Source organism: Paenibacillus sp. CB74, assembly GCF_055687625.1.
The window spans coordinates 401,469-418,804 of record NZ_JBVMUS010000002.1; the positions used below are offsets into that span (position 1 = coordinate 401,469).

15 protein-coding genes are annotated in these 17,336 nt (G+C 39.0%); 3 read left to right on the top strand and 12 right to left on the bottom strand.

Annotated elements, in window-relative coordinates; all coding sequences use genetic code 11:
• The first annotated feature begins 552 nt into the window (after positions 1–552).
• Entirely contained in the window at positions 553–1,407 is an 855-nt protein-coding gene (locus ACX9NY_RS32080) for a cupredoxin domain-containing protein (protein WP_472479671.1), read from the top strand.
• Positions 1,408–1,614: 207 nt separating this feature from the next.
• Here the strand turns inward: ACX9NY_RS32080 and ACX9NY_RS32085 are convergent.
• The 3 genes from ACX9NY_RS32085 to ACX9NY_RS32095 form a co-directional block, all read right to left on the bottom strand.
• A protein-coding gene (locus ACX9NY_RS32085; RefSeq protein WP_472479673.1) for an IS3 family transposase occupies positions 1,615–2,975 on the bottom strand; the annotation gives its coding sequence in 2 pieces (ribosomal slippage) (positions 1,615–2,519 and positions 2,519–2,975; 1,362 coding nt in all).
• A gap of 158 nt (positions 2,976–3,133) precedes the next feature.
• Positions 3,134–5,263 carry a heavy metal translocating P-type ATPase gene (locus ACX9NY_RS32090; RefSeq protein WP_472479675.1) on the bottom strand — a complete coding sequence of 710 codons (2,130 nt, stop codon included), beginning with the start codon at positions 5,261–5,263 and terminating at the stop codon, positions 3,134–3,136.
• On the bottom strand, positions 5,250–5,618 hold the full coding sequence (locus tag ACX9NY_RS32095; protein WP_110821637.1) for an ArsR/SmtB family transcription factor: 369 nt from the start codon (positions 5,616–5,618) through the stop codon (positions 5,250–5,252). The genes ACX9NY_RS32090 and ACX9NY_RS32095 overlap by 14 nt, the downstream gene beginning before the upstream one ends.
• A 133-nt stretch (positions 5,619–5,751) precedes the next feature.
• On the opposite strand from ACX9NY_RS32095, the gene ACX9NY_RS32100 reads away from it, so the two are divergent.
• A complete protein-coding gene (locus tag ACX9NY_RS32100) occupies positions 5,752–6,810 on the top strand; it encodes a flavin-containing monooxygenase (RefSeq protein ID WP_472479678.1) in 1,059 nt (352 codons plus the stop codon).
• A 717-nt stretch (positions 6,811–7,527) separates the two neighbouring features.
• Here the strand turns inward: ACX9NY_RS32100 and ACX9NY_RS32105 are convergent.
• The 9 genes from ACX9NY_RS32105 to ACX9NY_RS32145 form a co-directional block, all read right to left on the bottom strand.
• Entirely contained in the window at positions 7,528–9,516 is a 1,989-nt protein-coding gene (locus tag ACX9NY_RS32105; protein WP_472479680.1) for a peptidoglycan D,D-transpeptidase FtsI family protein, read from the bottom strand.
• Positions 9,517–9,690: 174 nt separating this feature from the next.
• On the bottom strand, positions 9,691–10,308 hold the full coding sequence (locus ACX9NY_RS32110) for a TVP38/TMEM64 family protein (protein WP_472479682.1): 618 nt from the start codon (positions 10,306–10,308) through the stop codon (positions 9,691–9,693).
• A 170-nt stretch (positions 10,309–10,478) separates the two neighbouring features.
• Positions 10,479–12,914, bottom strand: a complete 2,436-nt coding sequence (locus ACX9NY_RS32115) for a heavy metal translocating P-type ATPase (RefSeq protein WP_472479684.1) — start codon at positions 12,912–12,914, stop codon at positions 10,479–10,481.
• A 19-nt stretch (positions 12,915–12,933) separates the two neighbouring features.
• Positions 12,934–13,131 carry a cation transporter gene (locus ACX9NY_RS32120; RefSeq protein WP_472479686.1) on the bottom strand — a complete coding sequence of 66 codons (198 nt, stop codon included), beginning with the start codon at positions 13,129–13,131 and terminating at the stop codon, positions 12,934–12,936.
• 258 nt (positions 13,132–13,389) lie between these two features.
• Positions 13,390–13,719 (bottom strand): four-helix bundle copper-binding protein, encoded by a 330-nt coding sequence (locus ACX9NY_RS32125; RefSeq protein ID WP_110821631.1) that lies wholly within the window; start codon positions 13,717–13,719, stop codon positions 13,390–13,392.
• Positions 13,720–13,962: 243 nt separating this feature from the next.
• Positions 13,963–14,199 carry a glutaredoxin family protein gene (locus tag ACX9NY_RS32130; RefSeq protein WP_110821630.1) on the bottom strand — a complete coding sequence of 79 codons (237 nt, stop codon included), beginning with the start codon at positions 14,197–14,199 and terminating at the stop codon, positions 13,963–13,965.
• Positions 14,200–14,253: 54 nt separating this feature from the next.
• The gene (locus tag ACX9NY_RS32135) at positions 14,254–14,457 is read right to left on the bottom strand and encodes a cation transporter (protein WP_472479689.1); all 204 of its coding nucleotides are present in this window, start codon (positions 14,455–14,457) and stop codon (positions 14,254–14,256) included.
• 98 nt (positions 14,458–14,555) lie between these two features.
• Entirely contained in the window at positions 14,556–14,738 is a 183-nt protein-coding gene (locus ACX9NY_RS32140) for a metal-sensing transcriptional repressor (protein ID WP_258377758.1), read from the bottom strand.
• Between the two features lie 194 nt (positions 14,739–14,932).
• The gene (locus tag ACX9NY_RS32145) at positions 14,933–15,253 is read right to left on the bottom strand and encodes a metal-sensitive transcriptional regulator (RefSeq protein WP_079350242.1); all 321 of its coding nucleotides are present in this window, start codon (positions 15,251–15,253) and stop codon (positions 14,933–14,935) included.
• A 148-nt stretch (positions 15,254–15,401) separates the two neighbouring features.
• On the opposite strand from ACX9NY_RS32145, the gene ACX9NY_RS32150 reads away from it, so the two are divergent.
• Entirely contained in the window at positions 15,402–17,000 is a 1,599-nt protein-coding gene (locus ACX9NY_RS32150) for a multicopper oxidase family protein (protein WP_472479692.1), read from the top strand.
• The last annotated feature ends 336 nt before the right edge of the window (positions 17,001–17,336 follow it).

Here is a 17,336-nt window from a genome sequence, read left to right on the forward strand (position 1 = left end):
ACTATTTTCCTATGGATCATAACATACAATATATGATAAAGAAATATATCCTTTCCATTTTCGAAGATATATGTCCCATGGTGGATACATATTGTTTCTGCTTGTCAATGCACATCCCTTTGACTTTCTTTGATATTAAACTCAATGAGAAAAACCTTCCATCATTTTAGTTAAGGAAGGTTAGTATATATCACCAAGGTATGAGAATATATAATCTAAGGTTAGTGCAGAAGGTGCTTACAGGTAGGACAGACTTATCAGCAAATTTCCTTCACTGCGAATATATTCTCTAATATATTCTATCGACTAACTACATATCTCCCCTACCTACACACAGTAAATGATGAGCATCCATCCCCTACTTGTTTTAGCTGTAAGAGCCTTTATGGATAAATCCCATACCCGAATAGTTTTCCTTCTTTGAGCTATTTACTTAAAATTTTATGAATAATTAGAGAATGTTTCGAATTTAAACTGCATTGTTTTTATAAATGCACTACAATGTGTAGTACAGGTTTATTTAAAATTTTATATATCGGGAGGCTTATGATAATGTTACTTACATTATTAAGCATAGTGATGATTACCATTTTATCCGGGTACGTCGTGTTGAATACCTATAGACGAAAAGATAGAGTCACAGGTATGCATGGAATGATGATCGCCATGAGCATTGGAATGATGTCTAGTCTTGCCCTTGGTTTTCAACTAGGCATTGTGTTTGATCATGATTTGGCTGTCCCTTCCATCATCGCTATTTTATTCGGTTTGGGGACCGGTTACTTTACAGGAAAACCTGTGAGTGTACTGGCATCGTTAGATGGAATGTTAGCTGGAATTATGGGTGGAATGATGGGAGCCATGCTCGGATCTATGCTTGGTTTTACCTATATCATGGCATTGTTTGTTGATATCCTATTTATCCTTATAATATGTGTGATTCTTCAAATAACAAGTTCAGATTCAAATGAAACCAATAAAAAAACAAGCAGTGGGATTAGCGTGCCCTTTATCGCAGGAATAATAACTGTTGCCTTTGGAACTGTATCGGTGGGTTTGCTGCTATTTAATCAGTATCAAGATAATCGAACCTCTGTAGTTTCTTCTCAAATTAAGGAACAGAATTCTGTTCAAGAAAATGCAGGCTATCAAGTTATTTCAGTAGATGTAAAAACCAATGGCTTTAGCCAAGAAAATATTGTAGTCAAAGCCGGTGTTCCGACAAAGTTAAATTTCATAAAACAATCAGGCTATACGTGTATAAAAAGTGTTGGATCTACAGATTTAGGCATTGATGTTTACCTTGAAAAGGGAGATAACTTCATTACTTTAGATAATTTGAAACCTGGAACATACCATTTCAATTGTGGTATGTATATGTATTATGGGACTATTACAGTTGTATAATCGAGTTTCGACTGGTTTCCGCACAGTAAAAACGCTATTATCCCATAGTTTGGCTTGTAATGTCCGTTTTAAAGGGGGGGGGCATGCTTTCCTTTTTTAATGCAACTTAGAAGCATAAGTTTGTTGTGAGACCCAATAGAACGCATTATTATAATTCAAGTAGACAGCCGACTAATGAAGTGACCCCTTAAAGTTAGACAAATATTATTATGCAACCTGTTTGGCATGAACTCGGTATTGTACCGGGCTCATGCCTTTTAATTTTGACTTGATGCGTTTGTGATTGTAGTAATCGATGTATCGTGCTAGTTCTTGCTTGAAGTCATCTACACTTTCAAACTCATTATGATAGAGAAATTCTGACTTCATAATGCCAAAGAAGTTCTCCATTACTGCATTATCGTAGCAATTTCCTTTGCGTGACATGCTCTGGATTATCGCCCGTTCCTTCAAAGCATGTTGATACTGCTTCATCTGGTAGTGCCAGCCCTGATCCGAATGCAGGAGGAGCTTATCCTCATTGGATAAGCGTTTAAAAGCTTTATTTAGCATGTCGGAGACTAATGAATAAGTAGGGCGAGATCCTACTGTGTAAGTGATAATTTCACCGTTAAATAAATCTAGAACAGGTGATAGATAAAGTTTTTCTCCAAACAACTTAAATTCCGTAATATCGGTAACCCATTTCTCATTTGGTTTTTCTGCCTGAAAGTTACGATCCAGTACGTTTGGTGCAATTTTACCCACTGTTCCTTTATAGGAACGATATTTTTTTATACGCACTACTGATTTCAGGCCTAATTCTTTCATGATACGCTGTACTTTTTTATGGTTAACTCGGTGTTCACGATTAACTAGTTCATCACGGATACGACGATAGCCATAACGCCCCTGATGTTCCTCGTAAATGGATTGAATAAGGAGTTTCAGGTCTGCGTCTAGATCGGGCTTGTCAAACTGTTTCACCCAGTAATAGAAGGTGCTACGTGGGACTTCAGCGAACGCTAGCAATGCAACCACCGGGAATTCAAGCCTTAATTCGTAGACTACTTGCGCTTTGTCTTGTTTGGTGATTTTTCCTTGTTTTGAACTAAGGCATTCAACTTTTTTAAATAAGCGTTTTCCATACGTAAACGTTCTAATTCAGCTTGTAGAACTTCGACTGATTCATCGGCAGGTTCTAGCTTCTTCGTCATATTTTTGTTCGTATTTTTCATGAGTGGACGCCCCTTTTTCTTTGATTTCAGGCCGTCCATTCCATCCTCATTGAATTGAATACGCCATTTTCTAATAATCCCAGGAGAGGGTATATTGAATATGACCGCAGCTTCATTTGGAGACGTCCCATTCTCGTTCATATAGGTGAGTACGTCTAGTTTAAATGTCTTAGTGTAAGCTGTATAGCTCTTTTCAAAAGCTTTGACGCCGTGATATTCGTATTGCCTAATCCACATACGTAAAGTTTCATGATTTATCCGTAATGATTTTGCAATACTTTTGACTCCTTCAGCACCATTCTGATATCTATGAATGGCTTTCAATTTCTCATCTAAACTGAATTTAGGCAAAAAAACTGCACCTCCATTGTTAGTGTGTCTAACAAATGGGGTGCAGTTCACTAATTAGTCGGCTGTCTTTTCATTAAGCTAACGAGTAGGGTATTTCAATCGTAAGTAAGGAGTATAGTATTTACACAAAAAGACCGCCTTTTAGCGGTCAGATCGTATTACTTTTCTTTTTGTATCTTTAAAAGCCTCAAACTGTTAAGGGTCACAATCAAAGTTGCTCCCATATCAGCCAGAATAGCAAGCCATAGAGTAAGCCATCCCGGAACGATTAGTATTAAAGCTAACAACTTTATCCCTAATGAAAAGCCCACGTTTTGTTTAATGATCGCCAGTGTTTTTTTACTTAAACGGATAGTGTAGGGCAATTTCCGTAAATCATCTGCCATTAGTGCGATATCGGCCGTCTCAAGAGCAGTATCCGTACCTGCGCCACCCATGGCTATACCCACAGTGGAAGCCGCAAGTGCAGGTGCATCATTTACTCCGTCGCCCACCATAGCTACATGGGAATACTCTCCCCGGAGCTGCTTAATGTAATCCAATTTGTCTTGAGGTAACAGTTCCGCTTTAATCTCTGCTACACCTAATTGCTGCCCAATTGCATTAGCTGTCGCTTGGTTGTCACCAGTGAGCATGATTGTCTTTTTTACGCCTATAGAATGTAATTCACTAATAACAGCCTTACTGGAATCACGTACGGCATCAGCCACGGCAACTAAGGCAATGACCTCTTGATGCGTCCCCAGCACCATTACCGTTTTCCCTTGCATCTGAAGTTTAACAATCTGCTCACGTATTGTACCGGAAACATCAGCTTCCAGTTCATCAAATAGCTTAGGGCTACCAATATAATATTGTTGTTGCCCAACCGAAGCTTTGACACCCTTCCCTGTGATTGATTGAAAGTGATCAACTGAAATGGAGAGATCGGCACCCATTTGTTCCGCTTTCCGGACAATGGCTGATGCTAATGGATGTTGTGACCCTTTTTCAATTACAGCAGCAATGGAAAGCATCTCAACCTCACTATGTTCTCCAAAAACAGTAATATCCGTTACCTCCGGGAATCCTTTAGTAAGGGTACCTGTTTTATCAAATGCAACAGCCGAAATGCGCCCAGCTTCTTCAAGATGGATGCCCCCTTTAATCAATACACCGTTTCTCGCTGCATTTCCAATAGCCGTAACAATCGAAATTGGTGTAGATATAACCAAGGCACAAGGACACCCTACTACAAGCAAGGACAACCCAGAATATATCCAATCTCCCCAGTCTCCACCCAACAAAGGCGGAATAATGGCGATGCCCAAAGCCATTACCATAATGGCAGGCGTGTAGTATTTAGCAAACCGGTCCACAAAAGCTTGAGATGGTGCTCGTTCAGCTTGTGCCTCTTCCACGAGATGAATGATTTTTGAGATTGTTGTATCTTCAACATGTTTGGTAACTCTGACTTCAAGCAATCCTTCCTCGTTTAGGGTACCGGCAAACACTTCATCGTCAACAGTTTTAGCGACAGGAACAGACTCTCCCGTGATTGCCGCCTGATTTAACGTCGACGTTCCTTTTATTACAACTCCATCCATAGCCAATTTTTGTCCTGGCTTGACGATCATTACGTCTCCAACATGGATATCATCAACACTTATAGTCATTTCAGCAGAACCACGTCGAATCAGAGCTTCCTTGGGTGCAATGTCCATAAGTGATCGGATCGATTGACGTGCTTTTTGCATAGAATAACGTTCTAACGCTTCACTAATGGCAAAGAGCAACACAACAACAGCACCTTCGCCCCACTCTCCGATAGCAGCTGCTCCAATGATGGCAACAGTCATCAGCGTATTCATATCAAATTGCAGCTGAAATAAGTTCTTGATCCCTTTTTTAAACAGTTCATATCCGCCAATAATTATAGCTGCACCAAATGCTAACGCAGGAACGAGTGCTTCTTCTCCATAATACGAGGCTAAGTAATAACCTGCCGCCATCAACAAAAGTGACAAAAGCACATTCCAATTCTCTTTCCAAAAAGGCTCTTTCTTTTCTACTATCCGTTGTTTTGCAGGTGTTATCTTTAGGTTTTCAAAGGCACCTGCCTTTTCTAACTCTTCGACCGTTGCATTTCCCATAACAGTAATTTTGGCTGCCCCAAAATTAACCTGTGCGTCTGTGACACCAGGAAGATTTTTTACGTTACTTTCAAATTTACCAGCACAATTTGTACAGGTAAACCCTTGTACACGATAGACCTCTTTGTTACTTTTTTCTTCCTCATGTTGTTGCATGCGTCATCAACTCCTTGCTATGTGTTGAAGCTAAATGAACTAATTGGCGTACGTAATCATCTTCCAGTGAATAAAACGCCAACTTTCCTTCTTTCCTGTATTTAGCTACTCCAAGCTGTTTTAGCGACCGCAAATGGTGAGATGCGGTAGCAAGTGAGGACCCCGTAATGTTGGCGACGTCACATACACAAAGTTCGTCTTCTTCACATAAAGCAAACGCAATCTTCATTCGAGTTTCATCTGCCAAGACTTTAAACATCTTGGACATGCTTTTTATATCTTGCTGCTCCAATGCCTTTTGCACTTTACGAACCTTAGGCTCGTCATAACAGTAGATTTCACAACTATCCTTCATAAATATACCCTCCACTCAATCAAATTCTTGTTTGATTATTGTTACCTTACCATATTATAATAGCTCAATCAAACCGAAGTTTGATTGATAGCGAACGAATAGCTTGTATTAACTCAATTTAAGGAGGATAACTATGTACGATGTGTTAGTTATTGGTGCTGGACAAGCAGGATTAGCCGCAGGGTATTACTTAAAACAAACTTGTCTAAACTTTATGATTCTGGACTCTGCATCATCAATAGGCGATTCTTGGCGACGCCGCTACGAATCACTTCATCTCTTTACGCCTCGTATGTATGATGGATTACCAGGAATGCTGTTGAATGGGGATAAAAATGGTTTACCGAGTAAAGATGAGATTGCCAGTTATCTTGAATCATATGCAAATTACATGGAGCTCCCGATCAAGCTGAAATGTCTAATTAAACGACTTTGGAAGAATGATAATCACTTCATAGTAGAATCAACCGATGGTATTATGGAGGCGCGCAAAATTATCGTTGCAACAGGTCCCTTTCAAGTGAAAAGAGTTCCACCCTTTTCTAAGTCCTTGTCAGAGGGCGTTATACAGTTACACTCTTCAGAATACTTAAATCCGGATCAATTAAGCCCTGGAAGCACGCTGGTTGTTGGTGGTGGGAATTCAGGTGCTCAAATAGCAGTGGAGTTAGCAAAAGATCAAACTAAAAACAATTCAGTATACATATCCGTAGCACGTGAAATTTCGTTCAAACCCTTGTATATCATGAATCGAAGCATTTTCTGGTACTTTGAAAAACTCGGTTTTCTTCGTGCTAACACTCAGAGTCCAGTTGGGAGATGGCTGAAAAACCAGACTGAGCAAGTGTATGGAGTTGAATTAAGACAACTAATTAAAAGTGGAAAAATAAATCTTTCTCCTCGCACACTGAACGCTAGTGGCAATTATATTTATTTTGAGGATGGAGCTCAGGTCGAGGTGAATAATGTAATATGGGCTACTGGATTTATGAGAGATGATAATTGGATTGATATTCAGGATGCATTTGATTCTTTTGGTCGAATTCAACATAATGAAGGTATTTCCCAAGTTACTGGACTGTACTATGTCGGGTTACCATGGCAAAGTTCTAGAGGCTCAGCACTGTTGGGCTGGATAAAATATGATGCTCAAAGAATCGTTGATCATTTAACTCTAACTACTAACCAATAATTGAGTTTAGATATCTCCTATGCTGCGCGTGAGTTTATTGACCGTGAATAGAAAACGATAACTCCTAAAAAAAATGTGGGCAGTCGAACATAAATGAACAGCACCCTAATTGTTTACTCCATTAACAAATGGAAGTGCGGTTTATCAAAACTAATTTAGAACAGAAGCAATATCAAGAGCAGGACCCGAAGATTTTAGTCCATTTGCTGTATTTATGAGCTAGTCTTGATTAGAATGCCCTCTAATCGGCAATAAGTTCTTGTCCTTAGCTTGGGACAAGAACTTGATACCCTAAAAAAGCAAAAAACTTGGCGACTTTCTAGCAAGTATATTCTTGACCCCGATAAAGCCCGATAGAGACATTCAGCGGTTGAAAATAGCGTCAAACATCGTAACAATGAGGCATGCTTGCTGCTTCTCCATCTGCTTCCAAGATAAGAAGGGAAACATCTTTCCTCTATAAATGATACCCAGAAGCAAGTCCTGCCTGCCCTCCACCTCAGATATTTTGATTAAAATTATCGTTAAAAGTACTTTTTAATCAAATAAATTAACGAAGAAGAATAAAGGAAGTAGATATAAGCCTTATGTCCTAAATAACAGCTTTAATATTAGCCACTTTTCTTCTTGTTAAGCATTCATCTTGTTCTATTATTAAACTCTTTTTTACATCAACTATATCTCAATTGAACAATTATTATTGCTTTAATCTTAGGATCACTTTGCTGAATTGGGTTCCAGACCATATTCCTTATCATAGGCATCAAATATTTTACGAGCAATGGGTGCTGCGCTACTTGATCCGTACCCCCCTTCAGGTACAACCACGGCTACTGCCAATTTTGGATTTTCACGAGGTGCAAAGGCGATGAATACCCCGTTCTCAACATTAATCGACTGACCATTAATATAAATGGTTTGTTGGGAGGTACCTGTCTTTCTTGCGAAATCATATGGAAACCCACTGAAAGCGGCATCTACATTGGTAGACATTCCACGTTGAATGGTTCGCCAGTATCTGTCTTCATAATTTGCTGTATTCAGTATTATAGGTTTAACTTTTTTAACTATATTTCCTTCCGAGTCACGTATTTCTTTTACCAAGTGTGGTTCTAGACGTTTTCCTTTATTGGCTAACATCACAGTATATTGTGCAAGCTGCATCGTTGTATACTTCCCTTGTTGTCCAAATGAAGCAAAAGCCAAGCCTGTGAGTGCAGATTGGTTTTCCTGGTTATATTCAATTCTGCCTCTAAATTCTTTGGGTAAATCCACTCCGGTGTCAACGCCCAAGCCAAACTCTTTCATGTATCCATCCCATACTTTAATTCCTTCAACATTATACTTATTCCAAAGCTGCTCACCGATCATGTCAATCATAAAAGCATTGGATGATTTCATAATTGCTGTTTCCGGATTTAAGAGCCCATATACGCTACCTGAGGAGTTCCTGACTCTGGTACGGTCTTTACCAAACTCCGCGTATCCTCGATCCTGATATGTTGAATTTGGAGCAAAAAAACCTTCATTTAGGCCAATTAAAACACTCAATGGTTTAATTGTTGACCCCAATAATACGGTTGACTCTGGGTGCTTTCCGGTATCGTTTGGGGGGAAAGATTCAACTGTTCCATTTCTATAGATGTATTTTATCTTTTCATAATCCCATTCCGCATTCGGATCATAATCCGGCATACTTGCCATAGCCACGACATTACCGGTATCCACTTCCATAGCGACAGCAAATGCTGTTTTTGCATTGGAGTGAAGCTTTCCTGAAACAGGAGTTCGCCGTAGCCAATCCAACTGTTCTTTAATAGCTTGTTCTGTTTGAACTTGTACTTTTTTGTTGATGGTCGAGATGATATCGAACCCTTTTTTTGGAGGGAGCATGTTCCCGCCTTCTTCAGGCAAATTCAATGCATTAATTGGGATCTCTTTATAACCACTTTGTCCTCGTAGCACATCCTGATATTGAAGTTCAAGACCATCAACACCAACACTTTCCAGCTCAGAATATACAAGTCCGGGATTAGTTTCAGTTTGATTTAGATTATCAATTTCTTTGTATTTCTCTAGAGTCTTTGATGTTTTAAATGTTTTCATGTAACCAATAGCTTGAACAGCCACACTATCTTCATCATATTTACGTTTACTTTCCTCCACTACACTCAATCCAGGAATGATATTTTTGTTTTGAAGAAAATAAGCGACTTCTCTATCGGATAATTCACTCTTGATCAATCTCGGAGAATAACCTTGAGTCTGTCGATATTGCAGGTCCATCGCATTTAATATATCTTCTACCGACAATTCTTTGCTCCCAGGATCTTTAAATTCCTGAAACACTCCATATAGTTTCTCTGCAAATTGTTTAGCTTCCTCACGATTTGGGTTTTCAGGACCACCTTCCTGTTGACTATAATTTTTATATAAAGTGATATATAGCGACTGAATAGGTTCAGAATATGCCAGTTTCACTTTGCCTGATGAATCATAGATGGTACCTCGGACGGGTAGCATAGGACTCGATCTGGTGACACTTTCATTTTGTAAACGGGCAAGTTCAGGGCCTTCTACAAATTGTATAACAGCAAGACGAATGATAATAATTGAAAAAATGACAAAGGATAAAAAAAAGAAAAAGTTAATGCGTAAATTGGAACTCTTTTGGTTGGCTTCTTCTACATCGTGATGATTGTTCATCTGATACTACTCCTCTTGGTTTGTTCTTAAGAAATAGTGTAAAGTTTAAATTTGAAGTAAGTGTGGATTTTGTTATATCAATACAATAAAATTTCAAATGAACGAACGAATTCAAAAGCAAAAAAGCACTACGAAGAACGTAGTGCTTTTTAAATTCACCTTATGGAATTGTAACTATTCTTTGTGACAAAGAAATATTCTATTCCCGATAAAAACCAATAATAAAAATGAAGCATAGACAAGACTGACTTGTACCAAGCGTGTTCCATTATTCCAAAATTCATGCCCTATATACGCAAAGGCAATCATAGCAGGGATTTTACCTATACAGGTTGCAAGTATGAAAATCCTAAAATTTAAATGGAATACGCCAGCGTAAATATTGATTGCAGCAGCTGGGAAAAAGGGTATGATGCGAGCAAAAAGAATCGTCCAAAACAGGCGCTGGCTGCTCGTCGTATGCAATTCGTTTAGGAAGGTAAATCTCCGAATGATCCTGCTTCCCCAAGAATGAAGAGAGGACTTTGCCAATACATAGACAATGCTTGCCGCTAAAGTGGAGGTGGCCACGTTCAAAACACTGCCCCATACTACACCATATTTAGCGCCTATCACTCCACCTACGATGCCGAATGGGACCACAGGAAATATAGCAAGCATAGTCACAACGAGAAACATCAGGGGAAAACTAGGCGTATTCTCCCCAGCAATCCATGCATACAATGAATCTCGCTTACTGAAAATGAGAATAAACATAATCAGGTTAGCACCGAATATAACCCATTTTTTCAACCTAACATTCTCCTGAACGGATTTCTAATTTATGTGTGCCTTTTCTTCACTAAAGCACCCACGCAAGGGATACCCCGTATCCCTGCGTGGGTACTTTTATATAATATAACAACAATAGAATCTATAACAAAATATATTTTATACATTTATTAGCTTTAATCACGTCGCTTCTATGAATTACGTATTTTCACACGTTGTAACCGAAGTGCATTAAGAACAACGGATACTGAACTCAATGCCATCGCAGCACCTGCTACCCATGGGGCCAAGAGGCCGATTGCGGCTATCGGAATACCCAGCGTATTGTAACCGAGTGCCCAGAATAGATTTTGTTTAATGTTAGTCATCGTTTTACGACTCATATAGATGGCATCTGGGATACTTGATAGATCGCCACGCATCAAAGTTACATCAGCAGCTTCCATAGCCACGTCCGTCCCCGTGCCAATAGCCATCCCGATATCTGCCATAGCAAGGGCCGGAGCATCGTTGATACCATCTCCTACCATCGCTACCTTTTTACCTTGAGCTTGCAACTTTTTAACTTCATCCGCTTTTCCTTCAGGAAGAACTTCAGCGAGGACGTGATCAATTCCCACTTGAGCCGCTATCGCTTTTGCCGTCCTTTCATTGTCCCCTGTAATCATAATGACCTGGATACCCATTTCTTTTAAACGGCTGACAGCAGCTTGTGAGGTTTCTTTGATAGTATCTGCCACAGCAACCATACCCGCATACTCTTTATTGATAGCGACAAGCATAGCCGTTTTCCCAGATTCCTCTAAAGTAGACATCGTAGTGTAAGCTTGTTTTGCTTCTACATCGAATTTATCCATGAGGCGACGGGTACCAATTAATAATTCTTTACCATCAACAGTAGCCTTGATTCCAAAACCTGGAATGGCTTCAAAGGATTCTGTCCCGGGCAGTTCAATATTTCTTTCCATAATACCCGCAACTATAGCCTCGGCCAATGGATGTTCTGAATTTTTCTCAGCTGCCCCCACAAGTTTAAGGAATTCTGTTTCATCTCCATCGACCAAAACATCGGTAAGTTCAGGTTTACCTTTTGTTACTGTACCTGTTTTATCGAGAATGATCGCATCAATTTTATGGGTCTGTTCCAGATGTTCTCCACCTTTAAATAAGATTCCAAGTTCAGCTGCGCGCCCAGAACCAGCCATAATTGAGGTTGGTGTAGCAAGCCCTAGAGCACAAGGACAAGCAATAACCAGAATTGCAATTGCTTTTTCTAAAGAACCTGCAAAGTCACCAGGTGTAACTATAAAGTACCATACCAAGAATGCCACTACAGCGACACCTACAACAATAGGTACAAAGATCCCGGAGATGACGTCGGCTACCCGTTGAATAGGAGCTTTTGAACCTTGCGCTTCCTCGACCACTTTAATAATTTGTGCAAGAGCAGTTTCTTTACCTACTTTTGTTGCTTTAATTCGAAGCACACCGTTTTTGTTAATGGTGGCTCCAATAACAGCATACCCAGCTTTTTTTTCAACAGGGAGGCTTTCGCCTGTAAGCATCGATTCATCCACAGATGATAGGCCTTCCAGAACTTCCCCATCGACAGGCACTTTACTACCTGGGCGAACAATTACAACATCACCTGCAATCACTTCTTCCACGGGAATGGTCAATTCTTGACCTTCTCGGACAACTATTGCTGTCTTGGCTTGAAGTCCCATTAGTGATTTAATGGCTTCAGACGTACGTCCTTTTGCCAGGGATTCAAACAGTTTCCCCATTACCACTAATGTAATCAACACGGCACTTGTCTCATAGTACATCGCTGGGCCATGATGTACGCTACCGCCTTCAAACGCCCACACAACGGTTAGATATAGACTGTAAAAGTAGGCTGCTGAGGTCCCTAATGAAACGAGAACGTCCATGTTCGCACTACCATTACGTAATGCTTTATATGCACCAATATAGAAGGGTCTTCCGATATAAAATTGAACAGGAGTTGCTAAAATCAATTGGAACCATGGATTCATAAAGAGATCTGGCAGCCATACCCACGAAGTGAATGAAAAGTGACTTACCATCGCCCAGAGCAAGGGAAATGATAAAATAGCAGAAATAAGAAGTTTCCGTTTTTGTTTTGATAATTCTTTTTGTCGACGTTCCGCCGGGTCGCTTTGTTCCTGTTTGGGTACAACTTGATATCCAAGTTTCTCTACTCTCTTTTGCATATCAGTCACAGAAACATCTGCCGGATTATATTCGACATGAGCAACTTCCATGGCGAAATTAACGGTGGCCGTGCTTACGCCGGGTAACTTATTCAGAGTCTTCTCGATTTTCAAGGCACAAGCCGCACAAGTCATACCGACAAGTTCCAAATCAACAGCTTCCTTAACTGTACTGTAGCCAAGCTTCTCAATGCTTGCTTCCATCTTACCGATGTCGACTTTACTCGGGTCATACGTTACTGTCGCCTTTTCCATCGCAAAGTTTACGTTAGCTTCTGATACGCCTTCCAGCTTGTTCAGAACCTTTTCAATTTTTAAAGCACAAGCGGCACAAGTCATACCTGTGAGTTGAAGTGATGTTTGTGCTTTTTTCTCTTCGATTGTTGACACTACATATACACCTCACCTTTTAGACTTCGTATCCTTGCTCTTCAATAGTCTCTTTAATGCGCTCTAGAGTCACCTTATTTTCATCATATACTACGGTAACAGTGCCATTTTCAAGATTAACATCCCCGTGAACACCGAGTGATTTTAAAGCACCTTCGATCGAGTTGACACAATGCCCACAAGACATGCCTTTCACATTTAACACTACATTTTGCATAATTCATTACTCCTTTTATTCGAGATTTATATTTCGTAAGATTTGCTTGACTCCATATGAATACAATACCCCCCTACCCTATATTATGTCAAGCAAGACTCGATAATTTTCAGCCCATTTTATTGTTGATATGTATTATGTTATTTGTTATTCCCTTTACATAAATCGATTGTTTCTTAGGAATTCGTTAAAGAAGGGGTTTTCTCGGAATTTAAGAACTGATTCTGAGAAAACCCCTTAGGTGTTACTTGTTTTTTATTAAGCGGCCATTTCACGACAGATTTTTGCACAAGCAAAGCATGCTTCTGCGCATTGCTGACAATGCTCAAGATCATGTTTTTTACATTCGTTTCCACACGCTTCACAAGCTTCTGCACAAACCAGACATATAGCTTTAGCATATTTACTATTGATCGACATCGCATGAGCGGCAAATTCGCAGATATCCGCACATTCACGATCCAATCGAATACATTCCTTCATCATTCCAACATGCTCTTCATCCAAACAAGAAACATAACAATGATTACATGCGACCATACATTTTAAACACTCTTCAATACACTCTTTGTACTTTTGATGTGACATTAATAAATCTCCTTTATATATAAATTTAGGGTAGTCCCTATTCTATATATACCCCATATAGAAATATTCTATTCATGGAGCATTTCAGAAGATAATCAACTACTCTAGAGAATAAGGGATTCATGTGTAATCCGTTTTAATGGTTTAGAAATTTTAATTCCATATGCTCTAATTTCATCTTAGTGAGTTGGCAGAAATAACCTATACCTTAGGTTAGTAAATCGATTTTGCATATATCCTTTCCTAATCAAGAAGTTTTTGCTCAATTTCTTGACGATTGAAGACAAATCCGAAATAAACTTCATTATCAATGAAAATTGTAGGTACCAGGTTTTTACCTGTTCGTTCACGAAGTATAACAGCATTTTCTGGATTATCAGCTATACTAAACTCTGTATACAGTATTTGATGATCATTTAAGAATTTTTTGAAATTTTTGCAATCTTCACAAGTTGGCGTTGTATATACCTCGACATTCATACGCTTCACCTTCTTCTATGTGATCTTACAGTTCAAGAAGATCGACTACAAACGTTATTCAACTATTTCGTAACCTTGATTTTCTATCGCTTCTTTAATAACCGAGAGCTTAAGTTTTGTTTCATCAAATTTCACTTCAACTTTTTCGTCGGCAAGAATCACTTTTGCGTCAGCTCCTATCTGATTCAGAGCCCCTTCTATTGAGTTTACACAATGTCCACATGACATTCCTTTAACTTTTAGCGTAACATTTTCCATTTTCGAATACTCTCCCCTTTTAATTGTGATTTCAATATATGTTATTTCATTATGGATTGAATTGTTTTCATTAATTCATTCACCACTTCAGTATCACCTTATTGATCCCGATCCACCACAAAGTCCTCAATCCGCCCTCTCAAAAGAACGTTGCTGACATCATTTAGCCCTGCCTCAGCAGCCGAAATTTGATTCAATACTTGATCGCAGTAGTTATCTTTCTCAATAAGACCCTTGATTCGCCTTATCTTTCCTTCAATACGATTTAGACGAATTGGCATATTATTTTCTCTTTTGATGAATGGTAACTGTTCCGATTGTATTTGGATGAATAACCTAGTTCTATATTGTCCAATGGAATGTCATTCAATGTACACACCTCCTTTTTCATTAGAATACCCCCCTACCGTATATTTGTCAAAATATTTTGCTGTAAACAAAAAAGGGTTGCAAGAACCCTCTTTTGTTTACAACACTATTTGATTAATTTATTTATAGTAACTAATAATTCATCAATAACTTCGTTTTCACCTTCCTGAATGCGTTCCATTACACAGCTTTTCATGTGATGCTCTAACAAAAGTTTACCTACCCCGTTCAATGCTGCTTGGACTGAAGAGATTTGATTCAGCACATTATCACAATAAGTGTCCTTTTCTATTAATCCCTTTAGTCCTCTAACTTGTCCCTCAATTCTGTTAAGCCGGCTAATCAAATTATTCTTTGTTTTCTCAGAATGATGACTTCTACGTTCTTCGGTGTTACATGACTCCTGCTCTTGAATTAAATCCCCCATGTTCCGATCACTCCTTTTCTTTATACATTTATTATACTATAGCCCCCCTATACTATACAAAATGAAAATCAACCACATTATTTCTACATAAATTATCTATACTATTATTGTTATTACCAAACAAATACAAAACATGGAGGAAAGATATATGAAAAAATCTATGCTTATAAAGAGAATTATCGTAATTAGTTCTTTTGCTATTTTTGCTACGGGATGTGCAAATGCTATTAAAAACAACGCAATGGAAGAAATGAATCATTCAAATATGAATAATCCTACAACGGTTAATTCCAGTCCTAATACCGGGAAATTCACATCTGCTACTCCAGTGGTAAACGGTAAAGAATTCACGATCACTGCCCAAGAGAGCAATCTTGAAGTTTCCAAAGGTAAGATATTACCTGTTTGGACATTCAACAATTCTGTCCCCGGACCTCAAATCCGTGTAAAAGTTGGAGATAACGTAAAAATCAATTTAAAAAATGAATTGAATCAGCCTGTCTCCATTCATTGGCACGGCTATCCGGTTCCCAATAATATGGATGGCATACCTGGCGTCACACAAGATGCTGTTGAACCAGGTAAAACATTTACGTATGTTTTCAAAGCCAATGTACCAGGTACCTATTGGTACCATTCTCACCAAGACAGTGTAAACCAAGTGGATAAAGGACTGTATGGTTCGCTTGTTGTTGAAGAACTCAAAAATGACTATGACCGGGACTACACTCTTATGTTAGATGAATGGATGAGTTCTGGCGACATGAGTATGGGGGATTCCGACAGCAAGGATATGAAAGATATGGATCATAATGAAATGAATATGTCCGATTCGGATAAGAATATGGACGAGGACACGTTGAGTATGGGCGGACATGATATGAGCATGTATGACCTATACACGGTAAACGGAAAAACAGGTCCTGCCATTGAGAAGCTAGCTGTGAAAGAAGGAGATAAAGTTAGAATTCGCCTAATTAATGCAGGATTTATCAGTCATCAAATGCACTTACATGGCCACAATTTTAAAGTAATTGCTTCGGATGGTCAGCCTATTAATGAACCCGGGGTGATTAAAGATCAAATTCTTTCTATTGCTCCTGGAGAACGTTATGATATTGAATTTACAGCGGACAATCCAGGCTCCTGGCTACTTGAGGAACACGGAACTGAAAAACCGATACAAAATATGAAAGCCGTTATCCAATATGAAGGTTCAAAAGTTCAAAATGACATTTCTAATACTTCTCTCAAGCTTCCCGTGTTTGATTTAGAGAAATACGGTAACATTTCAAATCCTAAATTTTCTTTGAATCAAACATTTGATCAGAACGTGACTATGAATTTAAATACGGAGATGAAAGACGGAGAAATGGTTTACACAATCAACGGAAAGGTGTTTCCGGATACAGATGTCATACAAGTCAAGAAAGGTGACAAGGTCAAAGTTACTTTTGTAAATCAGTCCAAGACGGATGACCATCCCATGCATCTCCATGGTCAATTTTTCCAAGTACTAAGTAAAAATGGTCAATCCTATCAGGGGTCAACGATCATGAAAGATACCCTAAATGTTAAACCAGGAGAAACCTACGTTGTTGCTTTTGAAGCCGATAACCCAGGAGATTGGATGTTCCATTGCCATGATTTGCACCATGCTTCCGCGGGAATGGTAACGGAAGTAGTGTATACAGATTATGAAAGTAACTATACACCTGATCCGAATGTAGATAACGTGGCTGAATAAGGATAATTAATGAGAAGCATTTTCCACGCTCTACTATAAACTGCTGATACAAATGTCAAGTCTAGTCAATGAGATACTAAAAAACAGAAGAATCCATTATGCGGCGATCTTCTCCGGAATCCAACCGAGGAGTGATCGCCGCATTTGTTTTGATGCCCCTAATTGTAAAACAAGCGATACTGACATAATGTAGGCCCTACTGCTACAAATTATGGGTTTCTCTAGATTTAGTTCCTCAATTTTCAGTAACAAAAATGATTTTTGCGTTCTATCTCCGGATTTGGTCCACGCTCTTGATCTTAAACGTCACTCTCATTCGGTTGTTGATCTGCCATC